A 15,896-nucleotide genomic window follows, 5' to 3' on the forward strand; every position below is an offset into this window, starting at 1 on the left:
AGGCTTCTGCCGCAGAGTGATCGTGCAGGTGAAGATGCTGATGTTCCCGCCCTCAGGTATGTTGCAATGCACCGGTTTTCCCAGTATCGAGACGGGTACAAACAACGCTCTTGGGGAGACACATGCGTATCGATGCGATCAAGATCGGCAAGAACCCGCCGGACGACGTAAACGTTATCGTTGAAGTTCCGGTCGGCGGTCATCCGATCAAGTACGAGATGGACAAGGATGCCGGCGCGCTGATCGTCGACCGTTTCCTCTATACGCCGATGACCTACCCCGGCAATTACGGCTTTGTGCCGCACACGCTGTCGGAAGATGGCGATCCGGTTGACGTCCTCATCTGCAACACCCGTCCGCTGGTTCCCGGCTGCGTGATCAACGTGCGCCCGATCGGCGTCATGATCATGGAAGACGATGGCGGCAAGGACGAGAAGATCCTCGCGGTGCCGGCGCCGAAGCTGACCCAGCGTTACGACAAGATCAACAATTTCACCGATCTGCCCGATATCACGCTGAAGCAGATCGAGCACTTCTTCACCCATTACAAGGATCTGGAGCCTGGCAAGTGGGTGAAGATCGAGGGTTGGCAGGATGTGACGGTTGCCAAGCGCCTGATCGTCGAGGCCATTGAGCGTTACAACGCCCAGAAATAAAAAGCTTTGCGCTGGATGCCCTCAGGCGGGCGTCAGCGCATCCAGCTTCTTCATCAGATCCTCCGGTTCGCCCTCGAGCCGGAGGATTTTTTTGCGCGCCGTGTCGCCGGAAATGAGCGAGATCGAGGATTTTGGCACGCGCAGTTTGCCCGCCAGAAGTTTGACCAGCGCCTTGTTGGCCTTGCCGTCTTCAGGAACGGCAGTGACGCGGGCCTTCAGCCAGCATTCGCCGTCCGCCGCCGTCTCGATGCCTTCGAGCGCATCACGGGATGCGTTCGGTGTCAGGCGAACGGCAAGCCGCACATGGTCGGGAAAGGGCGTATAGGCCCGGATCAAACCAGTGCCGGAACGATGGTGGTCCACATCAGCGAGCGGATAAAGAAGATGATCAGCAGGAGGATGATCGGGGAAATGTCGATGCCGCCGAGATTGGGCATGACGCGGCGGATCGGGCGAAGCGCCGGTTCCGTCAGGTTATACAGCATCGTGCCGATGGAGTTGACGAAGCTGTTGCTCGAATTGATGACGTTGAAGGCGTAAAGCCAGGAGAAGATGGCGCTGGCAATGAGCACCCAGGTATAAAGGTTCAAAGCCAGATCGATGGTCTGAAACAGCGCGATCATCCATAACTCCATATCTTTGGTTGACAGACATGTAGACATTGGCGACTTAGGCGACAAGTGCCGTTTCAAGGCCTATGGCGAATCATGTTTAACGAGCGGCCGCCTGCCACGGGCGGCACGTCGAAAGCGTTTCCGATGTCCCTGCCTGCCGCTGATGACCGTTTTGCCGCATTCCGGCACTCCTCCTACAGCCGCTTTTTCTTCTCCCGGTTTCTTGCAGCCTTTGCCACGCAGATTGTCAGCGTCTCTGTCGGATGGCAGATGTATGATGTCACCGGCAATGCGCTTTATCTCGGGCTGATCGGCCTTTTCCAGTTCCTGCCGTCGCTGTTGCTGATCCTGGTCACCGGTTCGGTTGCCGACCGCTATAATCGCCGCGCCATCGTGGCGGCCTGCCTGCTGCTAGGCGGCGTGTGCACGGCAGCGCTTCTTTTCCTCACGCTGACGCACAGTTTTTCGCCCTGGCCGGTGTTTGGTATCCTTGTCGTCTTCGGCATCGAGCGTGCCTTCATGGGTCCGGCGGTGCAGTCGCTTGCCCCGAACCTCGTGCCGGAAAAGGATCTGCCGAACGCGATTGCCTGGAATTCCTCCTCCTGGCAGACGGCTTCCATCCTTGGCCCGGTGGCCGGCGGTCTGCTGTATGGTGCAAGTGCGGTTGCGGCCTATTCCACGGCCCTGGTGTTCATGCTGGGCGCCATGGTGCTGATTATCAGCATCCCCAAGCCTGCCCAGCGCACTGCCGCCTCCAAGGCCGTCAGCTGGACCACGATCCTCGCCGGCTTCCGTTTCATCTCCACCGAAAAGGTGGTGCTGGGTGCCATCTCGCTTGATCTGTTTGCCGTTCTACTCGGCGGTGCTGTTGCGCTGATGCCGGTCTTTGCCCGTGACGTGCTGGATCTTGGCCCCTGGGGCCTTGGCCTCCTGCGTTCGGCACCGGGCGTTGGCGCTATCGTGGTGGCCGTGCTGCTGGCGGCCTATCCGATCCGCAAGCATGCGGGCCTTGCCATGTTCGGTGGCGTTGCCCTTTTCGGTGTCGCAACGGTCGTCTTCGGAATGTCGCAGACGGTGTGGTTATCGATTGCTGCGCTGATGCTGATGGGCGCATCCGACATGATCTCGGTCTATGTCCGCGAAAGCCTGATCATGTTGTGGACGCCAGATGAAGTGCGCGGACGCGTCAACGCCGTCAACATGGTCTTTGTCGGCGCGTCCAACGAGCTTGGCGAATTCCGCGCCGGCACCATGGCGCATGTGGTGGGGGCCGTGCCGGCCGTCGTCATCGGCGGTATCGGAACACTCGCCGTTTCCGTCATCTGGGCGCTCAGCTTTCCAAAATTGCGCAAGATCGACAATCTCGACGCACCGTCCAACCCCTGACCAAAACGTCAGCCGATGGCGGTGGCATCCAGCTTCGGGCGCGTGGTGGCGCGCGCGGCTTGTTTGACGCTGTCACGCTGGAACACCATGTCGAGAAAATCTGCCAGCCAGGCCTTCAGCGGCGCATCGAAAATCATCCGTCCCTCCAGATGCTCGCGTCCCTGCTGGGCATTGGGCATGACGAAACGCGAGGCGCCGCGCACCACCCAGCTGTGCATCATGGCGCGCGTCAGTTCCGCATGAAACTGCACACCCCAGGCATTGTCGCCGTAGCGGATGGCCTGATGCGGATAGGCATCGCCTTCCGCCAGAAGCTGCACGCCGCGGGGCACGTCAAAACCTTCGCGATGAAAATGGTAGACCATTTTGGGCCAATGCATCAGAAGCCGGCCGTGTTCGGTGGCGCGTAGCGGATACCAGCCGATTTCGGTGAGGCCATTGCCTTCGGCTGCAACTCTGCCGCCAAGTTTTTTGACCATCATCTGGGCGCCGAGACAGATGCCGAGGTAAGGTTTGTTTTCCCGGAGCGGCACCGAAATCCAATCGATCTCGGCCTTTACAAAAGCGTCCGGATCGTTGGCGCTCATCGGTCCACCGAAAATGACGGCACCGGCATGATGCGCCAGCGTTTCCGGCAGCGGATCGCCAAGTACGGGGCGGCGGATATCGAGAGCATAACCCTTATCCAGCAGCATCTGGCCCACGCGTCCCGGGGAGGAGCGTTCCTGATGCAGCACGATCAGGATCGGCTGCCGGCCTTTGGACGTCTTGGCGGTTGATCCATCTGGGCGGGTCTGTCTTGCGTCTTGGCTCGGAGGTATCATCAGCATCCGGTTTTCCTCAGTCTCCTCCCTGATCTCCTCCGCCGTCCATGCCAACCGTGCGCGCCGCAACCTTCTGGCGCTCCAGCACCCTGTCCCTTGCCGAGACGCCGAGAAGATCCGCTATCCTCCAGATCACGTGATCTTCCATCTCGCTGCGTTCACCATCGGCATAAACGAGGTCCCAGAGGACCCCGACCAGGTTGACGCAGTCCTCGGGACTGAGATGACGCTTAAGATCGGAGGTAAAACGATAATAGTCAACTGCTTCCGAGCCTGCCGTGCGGCCAGCCTCGATCAGGCTTGCCAGATGAGTGCTGTCGAGCTGATAGCGGTCACGCAACAGCACTTTCAGCTTCGACTTTTCCGCCTCCGACACCCGCCCGTCCGCTTCCATCACCTGGAAGCATAGGGCAGCAAAGGCAACGCGCGGATCATCGGGCGCAAATTCGTCATTGATCCGGTCGTCGGTCAGCGACTGGAAGAAATCCTGGATACGGTCAAACATAAGCATACTCAAAAAATGCGCAGGCGCGTGGGTGGTTCCGGCTGCGCATTCTGATCCTTCACGCCCGGATCATCCGGCGGGCGCCCGTTGAACGGATCAGGTGTCTGTTCCGCGGCAATAACCTTACCGTCGCCTTCCGGTTTCGGCGTGACGGAAGATGCCGGCGCAGGTTTTGGTTTTTCAGGCATGTTCACCACGGTAAGCGGCGGCGGTTCCGCCGTTGCCGGGGTGTCCGCGGCGATATCGGCGGGCTTTGCTGCGGCAACCGGCGCGGCTTTCGGCGAAGGGGTGATGTCGCGCACCGGCGGCAGGCTGGCAATCGCGGTTTCGGCGGCAAGCGTGCCTTCCTCCACCGGGCCTTCCAGCTGGCCAAAAGGCTGCTTCCATTCGAAGGCATCCAGACGACCGGTGACCGGTGACATCGGCAGCCAGCGCTCGGAGACGAAACCGTCGGCCACCCAGGCGGCATTGCGCGGCGCGCGCAGCGCCTGCGCCATCCAGTGGCGGATGCGGCCCTGATCACCGGTCTCGTTTTCCTCGATATCCGCCAGCAGCAGATAAGCGCTCTCGCGTGGACCCATGCGCAGCGCTGCTTCCGCCTTGTCGCGTGCCTTCCTGAAATCCTTCGTGTCGAGGGCGGCCTCGGCGACAGCCAGAAGCGATTCCGGATTGTTTGGCTTCAGCGCCTCCAGCTTTTCGGCGCGCTTCAGGCGGTCACTGGCACTATCGCCGCTGCGGGCACGCACATAGGCTTCCGCCACCTGTGGATGCGGCGTGATCTTCCAGAGGCTTTCCAGCACGGAAGCGGCCTTGCGCAGGTTGTCCTCGCGCATATAGGCCTTGGCGGCAATGATACCGGCGGGAACGAGATCCTTGGCAAGCTTGAGGGCCGCCGTCGCATCATCGCGGGCGCCTTTCGGATCGCCTTCCAGACGCTCGGTGGCACGCGCGGTCAAGAGCACAGCCTTCCAGCGGTCGGCCTGTTTTTTGTCGATGACATTGGCGATCTTCTGCTGGTCGAGAAGCCGGATGGCATCTTCCCAACGGCCCTCCTGACAGCGATATTCCAGCGTTGCCTCGGCAGCCCAGGGCAAGTAGGGCGCGTGCTCCACGGCGGTCTCTGCATACTGGCGGGCCGCTTCGTTGGCGCCGAGCCGACGGGCTTCCATATAGAGACCGCGCAGGCCGAGTTCCCGGGTTTCCGGATCCTCTGCCATCTTTTCGAATTTTTCCCGCGCCTCTTCGTAGCGCCCTTCGATCAGCGCGGTCTGGGCTTCCAGAAGCTGGATCAGCGGCTCCTGATCAGCGCGCAGAAGGCCACGGGCGCGGGCACTCATCTTGCGGGCGAGCAGCGCATTGCCGGAGCCGGCAGCGATCATCCCGGTCGACAGCGCTTGATAACCGCGATCCCGCTTGCGGGCGCGAAAATAACGGCGCACCGAATGCGGTGAGGTCCAGATGGTCTGGATCAGCCACCAGACGAACATCACCGCGAAGATAAGCGCAACGATGGCTGTTGCCGCCACCATGATGCTGGTTTCGATCAGCTGGTTCTGCCAGGTGATGGAGATGAGGCCGGGACGTTCGGCAAGCCAGGAAAAGCTCCAGCCAAGACCCAGCGTGACGACGGCGAAGATGAACAGACGGATCATGCAGGGGTTCTCCTCAACCAGCCGTGCCGGTGCTTGTCATGGCGCGGGTCAGGGTGCCGCTTGCAAGCTCGTCCACCTTGATGCGTGCATCAAGCGCGCGCTTGAAATCCTGCGAGGCCTGCCTTGCGGCTTCGGGAAGCGCATTCCATTCGGAAACGGCCGCCTGCAGGTTGCCGGTCTTCACCCGCTCCTCCATCCGCGCCACCACGGCCTCCGGCGTATCACCGGCGACATCGCCCACCGGGCGCACCTTGACGACGCGCATGGCGCTGGACAGGAGCCGGCTTGCAATGCCTTCGCCTTCTGCCGGCTGGTGCAACGCGTCCATCATGGCGTCGGTTGCAGCCGGCAGGCGGCGCGCCAGATCGGCCCGCGTCGGCACACCATCGCCGGCATAGGCACGAAGGCCCTCGACCGCCGGATCATCGGAGGCAACATCGGCAAACGTCTGGAGTTCAGCGGCAAAGGAACCGCCGCGCTCGGTTGCGGCTTTCAGCGCGGCCGCTGCAAGGGCGCGCGCGATCGCCTGTTCAGGGCCGGGTCTGTTCAGCCGTGTTTCGATGCCGGAAAGGCGCTGGCCAAGATCGGCGGCGGCGGCATCGTCGTTCTTTGTCGAGGAGCGCAAGGCTTCGATGTCCGATTGCAGCGACGAAAGACGTTCGGTCACCTCCGGTGCGGTGCCATTGTTGCCGATGGAGGTTTCGAGCGCGCTCACACGGGCGGCAAGATCACTATCGGTGCTCGCAGCCGGCGTATTGCGCAAGCTTGCCACCTGCTGGCGCAGATCGGCAATCTCGGCCGAGACGTCGCCGCTGCCGTTCGAACGAGCAGGGCCGGGCAGGTAACCGGCATATTGCATGCTGCCGGCAAGCAGCAGGGCGACAAGACCGCCGATGATGCCGGAAGCGGCAAGGCTTGCCCCCGAGGCCCCGCGCGCCGAAGGCGGCACGGTTGCCGAAGCGCCTGAGGCTGGACGCGAAGACGAAGCGCCGGGCGTTGTGCCGGAAGAAGATGAGGGTGCGCTTGAGAAAGCCGAAGCGGTCGGCTTGCCGCTGGGCGGCACCGCAGTTGTGCCGGCCGTGCTGGCGGATTTTTGCGACGACAGTTCAGGCTTTGCGTCCGCCGCACCTGTCTTGAAAGCGTCGGTCTTCAAAGCTTCTGCCTTGGCCGCATCCGGTGTGGTGGTATCCTGCTTCCCGGCCGGATCGGCTTTTTCCGTAGCAAGCGGCGCGCTTGCACTGGCAGCGGCAGGCGGCGTGTCCTTGACCGTGCGTGGCGCAAGGTTTTCGGGAGACGCAGAGGCGGCGACATTGCCGTCAGCCGGCGCGCTCTGGGCCGGCGCGTCCTGGGTGACAGGCGTTGCGACCTTTTCACCGAATGGAGTGCCGGACATGCCGGTGTCTTGCGGTGTCACGGATGTGTCTCCTGCAAGGCCCGCCGGCGGTGTGCGGTCGGTGTCATCGCTGCGCACGGGCTCGGCCATGGCAGAAGGATCCGCCTGATCGACAGCCTTGTCGGCCGAAAGATCCAGGGTGACCGGTGTCTTTCCCGAACGGGAGCGGCGTGGCGGCTTGTCGGAAACCATGGCAACCTCATTTTGCGACTGTCTCTGTTGAAACTAGTCAGCCGGAAGGAGGATGGAAAGAGGCGTGGGCTATTTTGGTTCCAAGCTTCGACCAAAGAAAAACCGCGTCAGCCGAGAAGCGCCAGGAGATCCGCCTCCGAAGGGGTCGGCGAAACCACTGTTTGCACCGCAAAATCATCCGGAATGGCAGCGGCGATTGCCTCGCTCAGGCAAAAGACGCGCAGGCCGTAAAATGCCTGCGGGCGTTCCCGCACCGCCTGATGCGCAAAGAAAAGTTGCGCCGCCTCGCGCGAGTAAAGCAGAAGGCCATCCGGCAAGGGGGTGAGAAGCGCGACCTCTTGCCTGCTCCACTGTCTCGCCACCATGGCATAACATTCCGCAACGTCGCAGCCGATCCCTTGCCGCTGCAGCCCATCTTCAAATCCCGGTGAGCGCGGCGTGCCCGCCAGATAAAGCAGGGTATTCAGGTCGGCAGTGCCGATCAGCCCGGCCAGGTCCGCCCCGGTTCCGCCACCGGCTGTCACATGGCGAAAACCTGCGATGCGGGCCGCTTCGGCACTTGCTTCGCCCACGGTGAAAACCGGCGTGTCGAGATGCGGTGCAAGATCAATGCCTTTCAGCGCGCGAATGGCTTCGGCGCTGGTGAAGACGATGGCCTGGTGTGGCCGGGCCAGCGCATTCTGCGCGACTTCGGCCCGGTGTTCGGCGCGCGTGAGCGGCAGCAGCAGTGCATCGTGACCGAGCGCAGCAAGTCTTGTCGCCGTGCGGCGGGCGCTGTCTGCTGGCCGGGTCACGATCACCCGCATGGCATCAGGTCCAGTCGGCGAAGAAATCGGGGCCGGCGGCGGTGCGCACCAGTGTGCCCGCCTGAGCGCCAAGCTTGCCCGCCTCGCTGCGCAGACCCTCCATCTCCACCGCATGTTCGCGGCTTCCGTCGGGCGTCAGGATGAGGCCGGAAAATTTCAGATGCTCGCCCTCGCAGATCGCATAACCGGCAATCGGGGTGCGGCATGAGCCATCGAGCGCTGCCAGAAACGCCCGCTCGCAGGAGACGGCATCCCATGTCGGCCGGTCGTTGATCGCCTCCAGCAGATCGAGCACGCGCTGGTCGCCGATGCGGCTTTCGATGCAGATCGCCCCTTGCGCCGGTGCCGGGGGAAAATCTGCCGGGTCCATCAGTTCGGTTGCCACATCGGGCATGGAAAGGCGGTTGAGGCCGGCAAGCGCCAGAAGGGTTGCATCCACCTGGCCCTCTTCCAGCTTGCGCAGCCGCGTTTCCACAAGGCCGCGGAAGGTGATGACGGAAATATCCGGCCGGCGACGGCGGATGAGCGCCTGCCGTCGAAGCGACGAGGAGCCGACGACGGCGCCATCCGGTAGTGCCATCAGGCTGGGCGCCGTGCGGCCGATAAAGGCATCGCGAAAATCCTCGCGCGGGAGATAGGCGGAAAGTTCAAGGCCTGCCGGCAGCGCCGTTGGCATGTCCTTGGAGGAATGCACGGCAAAATCCAGCTCGCCGATCAAAAGCTGCGCCTCCAGTTCCTCGGTGAACAGGCCCTTGCCGCCGACTTCCGACAGCGCCCTATCGGTAATGCGGTCACCCTTGGTGGAGAGCACGACGATCTCGAACATTTCTTCCGGCAGGCCATGCGCCGCCATCAGCCGGGCGCGTGTTTCGGAGGCCTGGGCCAGCGCCAGCGGGCTGCCGCGCGTGCCGATCCGGAAAGGTTTTGTTTGCATCTCGTGTCATCCATTGTTACGCGATAGCTTCGTAACCGGCTTTGACCGGCATCGCAATTCGCCCGCATTGTTTCAGTCACCATGACACCCATCCTGCGCATCCTCGGCATCGAAACCAGCTGCGACGAAACCGCCGCATCCATCGTGGTTCGCCATGCCGATGGAAAGGGCGAGATCGTCTCCGACGTCGTTTTGTCGCAGCTCGAAGAACACAGTGCCTTTGGCGGCGTCGTTCCGGAAATCGCCGCCCGCGCCCATGTCGAAGCGCTCGACGGCCTGATCGAGGAAGCCTTGTCGCGCGCTGGCGTGACGTTGAAGGATATCGACGCGGTGGCCGCCACCGCCGGTCCCGGCCTCATCGGCGGCCTTCTGGTTGGCCTGATGACCGGCAAGGCGATTGCGCGCGCGACGGACAAGCCGCTTTATGCCATCAACCATCTGGAAGGCCATGCGCTGACGGCACGGCTGACCGATGGGCTATCGTTCCCCTACCTGATGCTGCTCGTCTCCGGCGGCCACACGCAGCTGGTGCTGGTGAAGGGTGTCGGCGATTACGAGCGTTTCGGCACCACCATTGATGATGCGCTGGGCGAGGCTTTTGACAAGACGGCAAAGCTGCTCGGCCTGCCTTATCCCGGTGGTCCGGCTGTGGAAAAAGCAGCCAAGGCCGGTGATCCCAACCGCTTTTCCCTGCCGCGCCCACTGGTCGGCGAAGCGCGGCTGGATTTTTCCTTTTCCGGCCTGAAGACGGCGGTGCGCCAGGCGGCAACCGCCATCCAGCCGCTCACCGATCAGGATATCGCCGATATCTGCGCCTCCTTCCAGCATGCCATTTCGCGCACGCTGAAGGATCGCATCGGCCGTGGCCTTGCCCGTTTCAAGGAGCGCTACCCGACGCTTGCCGAACCGGCGCTGGTGGTGGCCGGTGGTGTTGCCGCCAATCAGGTGATCCGCGCCACGCTTCAGGAACTTTGTGACGCCAACCGCTTTCGTTTCATCGCGCCGCCACTTCAGCTCTGTACGGATAATGCCGCCATGATCGCCTGGGCAGGTCTGGAGCGCATGGCAGCCGGCCTGCCGGACGACCCGATCTCCACCGCGCCGCGTTCCCGCTGGCCGCTGGATGCGGGTGCTGCAGCGCTGATCGGATCTGGAAAACGCGGAGCAAAGGCATGAGCGATCGGGAAAATATTGTCGTTATCGGCGCCGGCGCCTTCGGTACGGCATTGGCCACCGTGATGGCGCTGGAAGGCAAGGCGAACGTCACCCTTATCGGGCGCGATACGTCGCTGATGGCGGATCTGCGCAATGACCGAGTGCATGATGCAGCGCTTCCCGGCGTGCCGCTTCCCGATGCATTGCAATTTTCGGCAGAACCCGATGCGCTGGGAGAGGCCGGCATCGTGCTGTTTGCCATGCCTTCGCAGGCCCATGCCGATGCCGCGCGCCATTACGGCCCCTATCTCGGCTCTGAAGCCGTTGTCGTCACCTGCGCCAAGGGCATCGAGCGCTCGTCCGGCCGGTTGCTGAGCGATGTGCTGGAGCAGGAACTGCCGCATCATCCGGTGGCGGTGCTCTCCGGCCCCGGTTTTGCCGCCGATATCGCCCGCGGGCTTCCGACGGCCATGTCGCTTGCGGCAGACGATATGGCACTCGCCGAGCGGCTGGCGCATACGATCTCCGGCCGAACCTTTCGCCTTTATGCCTCAAGCGACCGCATCGGCGTGCAGCTGGGCGGGGCGCTGAAGAATGTGCTGGCGATTGCCTGCGGCGTGGTGGAGGGGGCAGGTCTGGGCGAATCCGCCCGCGCTGCGCTGATCGCGCGCGGCCTTGCTGAAATGTCGCGGCTGGTTTCTGCCATGGGCGGCGAGGCCGATACGGTGCGCGGCCTGTCCGGTCTTGGTGATCTGGTTCTGACGGCCACCAGCCATCAGTCCCGTAATCTGCGTTTCGGCATTTCGCTGGGGCAGGGGGCTTCGGCTGACATGTCGGGCGGAGCGCTTGTCGAAGGCGCCTTTACCGCCGGCATTGCGGCGAGCCTCTCATCGCGCCATTCCGTCGAACTGCCGATCACCGAGGCCGTCGCTGCCATCATGGAAGGGCGGCTTGATGTCCGCACCGCCATGGAACAGCTGATGAGCCGGCCCATCACCACCGAATAACCCTCAGACAGGAGACTGATGTCATGGCTCTTTTTGCCTTCGTCTGCGCCGACAAGCCCGGCCACCTGAACGTTCGCATGGACACTCGCCCGGAACATGTCGAGCATCTCAATGCCCTGAACGAAAAGGGCATCCTGAAAATGGCCGGTCCCTTCCTGGATGGCGACGGCAAGCCGAACGGTAGCCTCGTTATCGTCGAGACCGACACGATCGAGGAAGCCCGCGCGATTGCCGATGCCGATCCTTACGCCAAGGCCGGCCTTTTCCAGTCCGTCGAGGTAAAACCCTTTAACTGGGTCTTCAACAAGCCGGAGGCTTGAGGCGCAATGGCCTACTGGCTTTATAAATCCGAGCCGTTCAAATGGTCCTGGGAGATGCAGAAGGCCAAGGGTGCTGATGGTGAGGAATGGACCGGCGTGCGCAATTATCTGGCGCGCAACAACATGCGGGCCATGAAGATCGGCGACAAAGGCTTTTTCTACCACTCCAACGAGGGGCTGGAAGTGGTCGGCATCGCGGAAGTCTGCGCGCTGTCGCATCCCGATTCGACGGCGGAAGGCGATCTGCGCTGGGATTGTGTCGATATCCGCGCCGTCTGCGATATGCCGAAACCGGTGTCGCTGAAGGACGTGAAGGCCAATCCGAAGCTGGAAAAGATGGCGCTCGTCACCTCCATGCGGTTGTCCGTGCAGCCGGTGACGGAAGAGGAATATTTCGAGGTCTGCCGCATGGGCGGGCTCGACAATCCTCCGCTCTCGCCGTCCGAATAGGGGCCTCTCCTGAAAACCGATCCGCGCGCCTTCATTCTTGCCAATACGCGGGTCACAGCGCCGCCGCATGTGCCGGAAATCCGTCTGCATCTGGCCGACGAGGCGCATGATCTCTGGCTGAAGACGCAAGAGGAACAGGAGGCCATAGGCCTGCCGCCGCCCTTCTGGGCTTTTGCCTGGGCGGGCGGGCAGGGCGTTGCCCGCCATGTGCTCGATCATCCGCATCTGGTGGCCGGCAAATCTGTTCTGGATTTTGCGACTGGCTCCGGCCTCGTGGCAATCGCAGCAAAGCTTGCCGGGGCAGACGCTGTGCTGACCGCCGATATTGATCCGTGGACGGCAGCGGCCGTGGCGCTGAATGCTGCGGAAAACGACGTGTTGCTCACCTTCACTGGAGAGAACCTGGTGGGCGGGCCTGTCGACGCGGAGATAATCCTGGCCGGCGACGTGTTTTATGATCGCGATTTCGCCGCAGCCCTCATTCCCTGGTTCAGCCGTCTGGCAGACGAGGGCAAGCAGGTGATTGTGGGTGATCCCGGCCGCAGCTATCTTCCGAAGGACCGCCTCAGGCCTCTTGCCACCTATCAGGTGCCGGTGACGCGGGCGCTGGAGGATAGCGACGTGAAGAAGACCACTGTCTGGCGTTTTACCTGAAAACGTCTTGTCACCGACCGCCGCGGATCACGCAGACGCCGGCTTCATAAGCGCATGCTTGCCCGGCATTTTCCGACGTACCAACTGAAATGACTTTTGGCCGTGGCGCAAGCAAGGTTTCGCTGGGATTGCCCGTGCGGGTGAAATCGCTTGCAAAGTAGATGCCGTTCCCCCGAACGCGCAAGGCTGAAACAGAACCGGCAAACGTGCCGAGACCTGATATCACCGAGGGCAGCCCATCGCCGCCGACCTGGCCATGGCCGCGGTGGTGTGCTTGCCGGCCTTGCTCAGGGTGGAAATGCTGCCGGCGCGATTCGTGGCGAATTGCAGCGTCATCACCGCTCCAGGCGACGGTCTGCATGGAAAGAAGGACGGCTGCGGCTGTCATGCCGGCCTTGAACACATGCGACATCATGGCGGGCTCCCGATTTCGAGACTTCACCGGACGTTAACACATTCCGTATCCAATGGATCCTAACATCGTGAAAAGCTGATATAAATTCACGTGTGTGGACGAATCCGGGTCATGATGTACCCGGCCATCGAGCGGCTCGACCGGCCCCAATCGATTAAATTTAAAATCCTTCTTGATTTGGCTTGTGGTCTTGTCGCCCGACGATTAAATCACCCCATGATGCAATGCACATTTCTTCGGCATCGTGCATTGCCGGACGCGCTCCCGCGTGAATGCGCACCGAACGCCGCGAGGATATGATGGCGAATGTGACAAAGAATCGGCCGTTGTCGCCGCATCTGCAAATTTATCGTTTCATCCCCACCATGGCCATGTCGATCGTGCACCGCATTACCGGCGGTGCGCTGTATTTCGGCACGGTTCTGGTGGCGGCCTGGTTGATTGCAGCAGCGTCCGGCGAAGAATACTTCAACCAGGTGAACTGGTTCTTCGGCTCCATCGTAGGACAGATTATCCTGTTCGGTTACACATGGGCCATGCTGCACCACCTGATCGGCGGTCTGCGCCACATCATGTGGGACCTTGGATACGGCTTCGAGAAGGAATTCTCCACGATGCTCGCCAAGGCCAATCTGGTTGCGTCCATCGTGCTGACTGTCCTTGTCTGGGCCGTCGTGCTGATCATTCGCTGAGGAGATTGTTGATGGATATGCGCACTCCCCTCGGCAAGGTCCGGGGCCTCGGTTCCGCCAAGAGCGGCACGGAGCACTTCTGGAAGGTCCGCACCACGTCTGTGGCGCTGGTTCCGCTCCTGCTGTTTTATCTCGGCTTCCTGGTCATGTATGCCGGCCGGCCGTATGCGGATGTGGTTTCGGCCCTGTCGAACCCGTTCATCGCCACGATCAATGCCCTGACCATCATCGCCAGCATCGTCCACATGCGGCTTGGCATGGAAGAGATCATTCAGGACTACATTCATTCGGAAAAGATGAAGGTGCTGGTCCTGATCCTCAACTCGTTTTTCTCGCTTCTTGTGGGTGGCCTCTGTCTTTTCGCCGCCTTGAAGATCGCATTCTGAGGTTAAATCCGTCATGGCATCGATCACTCCCATCGCGCAGACCGGCAAGGCCTATACCTATGTCGACCACTCCTATGACGTTATCGTCGTGGGCGCTGGCGGCGCTGGTCTCCGCGCCACGCTTGGCATGGCCGAGCAGGGCTTCAAGACGGCCTGCATTACCAAGGTTTTTCCGACCCGCAGCCACACGGTTGCAGCACAGGGCGGCATTGCTGCATCGCTGAAGAACATGACGCCGGATAGCTGGCAGTGGCACCTTTACGATACCGTGAAGGGCTCTGACTGGCTGGGCGACGTGGACGCCATGCAGTACATGGTCATGGAAGCGCCGAAGGCCGTCTATGAGCTTGAACATTACGGCGTGCCCTTCTCCCGTAATGAAGAAGGCAAGATCTACCAGCGCCCGTTCGGCGGCCACATGCAGAATTTTGGCGCCGGCCCGCCGGTTCAGCGCACCTGCGCTGCCGCAGACCGCACAGGCCACGCCATCCTGCACACGCTTTATGGCCAGTCGCTGAAGCACAACGCTGAATTCTTCATTGAATATTTTGCGCTCGACCTCATCATGTCCGATGACGGCCGCTGCACCGGCGTTGTTGCCTGGAACCTTGATGACGGCACGATCCATCGCTTTGCGGCGAAAATGGTGGTACTGGCAACCGGCGGTTACGGCCGCGCATACTTCTCGGCAACGTCCGCCCACACCTGCACCGGCGACGGTGGCGGCATGGTGGCCCGCGCAGGGCTGCCGCTGCAGGACATGGAATTCGTCCAGTTCCACCCGACCGGCATCTACGGCTCCGGCTGTCTGATTACGGAAGGTGCGCGCGGCGAAGGCGGTTATCTCGTCAATTCCGAAGGCGAGCGTTTCATGGAGCGCTATGCGCCCTCGGCCAAGGATCTGGCCTCGCGTGACGTGGTGTCGCGCTGCATGACGATGGAAATCCGTGAAGGCCGCGGCGTCGGCAAGAACAAGGACCACATCTTCCTGCATCTCGACCATCTCGATCCGGCCGTGCTGCACGAGCGTCTTCCGGGCATTTCCGAAAGCGCCAAGATCTTTGCCGGTGTCGACGTGACGCGCGAGCCGATCCCGGTTCTGCCGACCGTTCACTACAACATGGGCGGCATTCCCACCAATTACTGGGGCGAGGTGCTGAATGCAGACGCCAATAACCCGGAACGCCTGCTGCCCGGCCTGATGGCCGTTGGCGAAGCCGGTTGCGCATCGGTTCATGGTGCAAACCGCCTTGGCTCCAACTCGCTGATCGACCTCGTGGTTTTCGGTCGTGCCGCCGCCATCCGCGCCGGTCAGGTCATCGACCGCGTTTCGCCGGTGCCGGCGCTTAACACGGCTGCCTGCGACAAGATCATGGATCGTTTCGACGGTCTGCGCCATGCGGCCGGTGGTACTCCGACGGCTGTGCTGCGCGACAAGATGCAGCGCGCCATGCAGGAAGATGCCGCCGTGTTCCGCACGCAGGAATCGCTGGAAAGCGGTTGCCAGCGCCTGTCGGCCATCTGGAGTGAAATGAAGGATCTGAAGGTCACCGACCGTTCGATGATCTGGAATTCCGATCTCGTGGAAACGCTGGAGTTGCAGAACCTGATGGCCAACGCCATCACGACTGTCTACAGCGCCGAGGCCCGCAAGGAGAGCCGCGGCAGCCATGCACGCGAGGATTACACCGATGGCGCATTTGCCGGCCGTGACGATGTGACCTGGCGCAAGCATTCGCTGGCCTGGGTGGGCGAGAACGGCGACGTGAAGCTGGATTACCGTCCTGTTCACACCGACCTCATCGCAGAAGGCATCGATCCGGTTAAGATCGAGCCCAAGGCACGCGTGTACTGA

The 15,896-nt window shown here is 62.0% G+C and carries 19 protein-coding genes; 10 read left to right on the plus strand and 9 right to left on the minus strand.

Annotation, left to right across the window (positions count from 1 at the left end; all coding sequences use genetic code 11):
- Positions 1-122: 122 nt before the first annotated feature.
- A complete protein-coding gene (gene ppa / locus AC4CWF_RS01565) occupies positions 123-656 on the plus strand; it encodes an inorganic diphosphatase (protein ID WP_491283387.1) in 534 nt (177 codons plus the stop codon).
- A gap of 21 nt (positions 657-677) precedes the next feature.
- On the opposite strand, the gene AC4CWF_RS01570 is transcribed toward ppa, so the two are convergent.
- Both AC4CWF_RS01570 and AC4CWF_RS01575 read right to left on the minus strand, forming a co-directional pair.
- Entirely contained in the window at positions 678-992 is a 315-nt protein-coding gene (locus tag AC4CWF_RS01570) for a DUF167 domain-containing protein (RefSeq protein ID WP_491283388.1), read from the minus strand.
- Positions 989-1,279, minus strand: coding sequence for a YggT family protein (locus AC4CWF_RS01575; RefSeq protein WP_491283389.1), 291 nt, complete (start codon positions 1,277-1,279; stop codon positions 989-991). The genes AC4CWF_RS01570 and AC4CWF_RS01575 overlap by 4 nt, the downstream gene beginning before the upstream one ends.
- Positions 1,280-1,414: 135 nt before the next feature.
- Here AC4CWF_RS01575 and AC4CWF_RS01580 point away from each other — a divergent pair, with 135 nt between their 5' ends.
- Complete coding sequence (locus AC4CWF_RS01580; RefSeq protein WP_491283390.1) at positions 1,415-2,656, plus strand: MFS transporter; 1,242 nt, start codon at positions 1,415-1,417, stop codon at positions 2,654-2,656.
- An 8-nt stretch (positions 2,657-2,664) separates the two neighbouring features.
- Here AC4CWF_RS01580 and AC4CWF_RS01585 read toward each other — a convergent pair whose 3' ends face one another.
- From AC4CWF_RS01585 to hemC, 6 genes are all read right to left on the minus strand, one after another.
- A complete protein-coding gene (locus tag AC4CWF_RS01585) occupies positions 2,665-3,480 on the minus strand; it encodes a glutamine amidotransferase (protein WP_491285144.1) in 816 nt (271 codons plus the stop codon).
- A gap of 16 nt (positions 3,481-3,496) precedes the next feature.
- Positions 3,497-3,985 carry a tellurite resistance TerB family protein gene (locus tag AC4CWF_RS01590; protein WP_491283391.1) on the minus strand — a complete coding sequence of 163 codons (489 nt, stop codon included), beginning with the start codon at positions 3,983-3,985 and terminating at the stop codon, positions 3,497-3,499.
- Between the two features lie 8 nt (positions 3,986-3,993).
- Positions 3,994-5,637 carry a heme biosynthesis protein HemY gene (locus tag AC4CWF_RS01595; RefSeq protein WP_491283392.1) on the minus strand — a complete coding sequence of 548 codons (1,644 nt, stop codon included), beginning with the start codon at positions 5,635-5,637 and terminating at the stop codon, positions 3,994-3,996.
- Between the two features lie 13 nt (positions 5,638-5,650).
- Positions 5,651-7,222: a COG4223 family protein gene (locus AC4CWF_RS01600; RefSeq protein WP_491283393.1), complete on the minus strand. Its 1,572-nt coding sequence runs from the start codon at positions 7,220-7,222 to the stop codon at positions 5,651-5,653.
- Between the two features lie 107 nt (positions 7,223-7,329).
- On the minus strand, positions 7,330-8,016 hold the full coding sequence (locus AC4CWF_RS01605; protein WP_491283394.1) for a uroporphyrinogen-III synthase: 687 nt from the start codon (positions 8,014-8,016) through the stop codon (positions 7,330-7,332).
- 16 nt (positions 8,017-8,032) lie between these two features.
- Complete coding sequence (gene hemC / locus AC4CWF_RS01610; protein WP_491283395.1) at positions 8,033-8,962, minus strand: hydroxymethylbilane synthase; 930 nt, start codon at positions 8,960-8,962, stop codon at positions 8,033-8,035.
- A gap of 81 nt (positions 8,963-9,043) precedes the next feature.
- Here hemC and tsaD point away from each other — a divergent pair, with 81 nt between their 5' ends.
- Genes tsaD through AC4CWF_RS01635 form a run of 5 tightly spaced genes read left to right on the plus strand, consistent with a single transcriptional unit; the run spans position 9,044 to position 12,548 of the window.
- Positions 9,044-10,138, plus strand: coding sequence for a tRNA (adenosine(37)-N6)-threonylcarbamoyltransferase complex transferase subunit TsaD (gene tsaD / locus AC4CWF_RS01615; protein WP_491283396.1), 1,095 nt, complete (start codon positions 9,044-9,046; stop codon positions 10,136-10,138).
- The gene (locus AC4CWF_RS01620; RefSeq protein WP_491283397.1) at positions 10,135-11,124 is read left to right on the plus strand and encodes an NAD(P)H-dependent glycerol-3-phosphate dehydrogenase; all 990 of its coding nucleotides are present in this window, start codon (positions 10,135-10,137) and stop codon (positions 11,122-11,124) included. The genes tsaD and AC4CWF_RS01620 overlap by 4 nt, the downstream gene beginning before the upstream one ends.
- A gap of 23 nt (positions 11,125-11,147) precedes the next feature.
- Complete coding sequence (locus AC4CWF_RS01625) at positions 11,148-11,444, plus strand: YciI-like protein (protein WP_491283398.1); 297 nt, start codon at positions 11,148-11,150, stop codon at positions 11,442-11,444.
- Between the two features lie 6 nt (positions 11,445-11,450).
- Positions 11,451-11,894 (plus strand): EVE domain-containing protein, encoded by a 444-nt coding sequence (locus tag AC4CWF_RS01630; protein WP_491283399.1) that lies wholly within the window; start codon positions 11,451-11,453, stop codon positions 11,892-11,894.
- Between the two features lie 9 nt (positions 11,895-11,903).
- Positions 11,904-12,548 (plus strand): class I SAM-dependent methyltransferase, encoded by a 645-nt coding sequence (locus tag AC4CWF_RS01635; protein ID WP_491285145.1) that lies wholly within the window; start codon positions 11,904-11,906, stop codon positions 12,546-12,548.
- A gap of 10 nt (positions 12,549-12,558) precedes the next feature.
- Here AC4CWF_RS01635 and AC4CWF_RS01640 read toward each other — a convergent pair whose 3' ends face one another.
- The gene (locus AC4CWF_RS01640; RefSeq protein WP_491283400.1) at positions 12,559-12,951 is read right to left on the minus strand and encodes a hypothetical protein; all 393 of its coding nucleotides are present in this window, start codon (positions 12,949-12,951) and stop codon (positions 12,559-12,561) included.
- Positions 12,952-13,262: 311 nt separating this feature from the next.
- Between AC4CWF_RS01640 and sdhC the strand changes: the two genes are divergently transcribed.
- Genes sdhC through sdhA form a run of 3 tightly spaced genes read left to right on the plus strand, consistent with a single transcriptional unit; the run spans position 13,263 to position 15,896 of the window.
- Positions 13,263-13,655 carry a succinate dehydrogenase, cytochrome b556 subunit gene (sdhC, locus tag AC4CWF_RS01645; protein ID WP_491283401.1) on the plus strand — a complete coding sequence of 131 codons (393 nt, stop codon included), beginning with the start codon at positions 13,263-13,265 and terminating at the stop codon, positions 13,653-13,655.
- Positions 13,656-13,666: 11 nt separating this feature from the next.
- A complete protein-coding gene (sdhD, locus tag AC4CWF_RS01650) occupies positions 13,667-14,041 on the plus strand; it encodes a succinate dehydrogenase, hydrophobic membrane anchor protein (protein ID WP_491283402.1) in 375 nt (124 codons plus the stop codon).
- A gap of 13 nt (positions 14,042-14,054) precedes the next feature.
- The gene (sdhA, locus tag AC4CWF_RS01655; RefSeq protein ID WP_491283403.1) at positions 14,055-15,896 is read left to right on the plus strand and encodes a succinate dehydrogenase flavoprotein subunit; all 1,842 of its coding nucleotides are present in this window, start codon (positions 14,055-14,057) and stop codon (positions 15,894-15,896) included.

The organism is Neorhizobium sp. PAMB6630 (assembly GCF_058242775.1).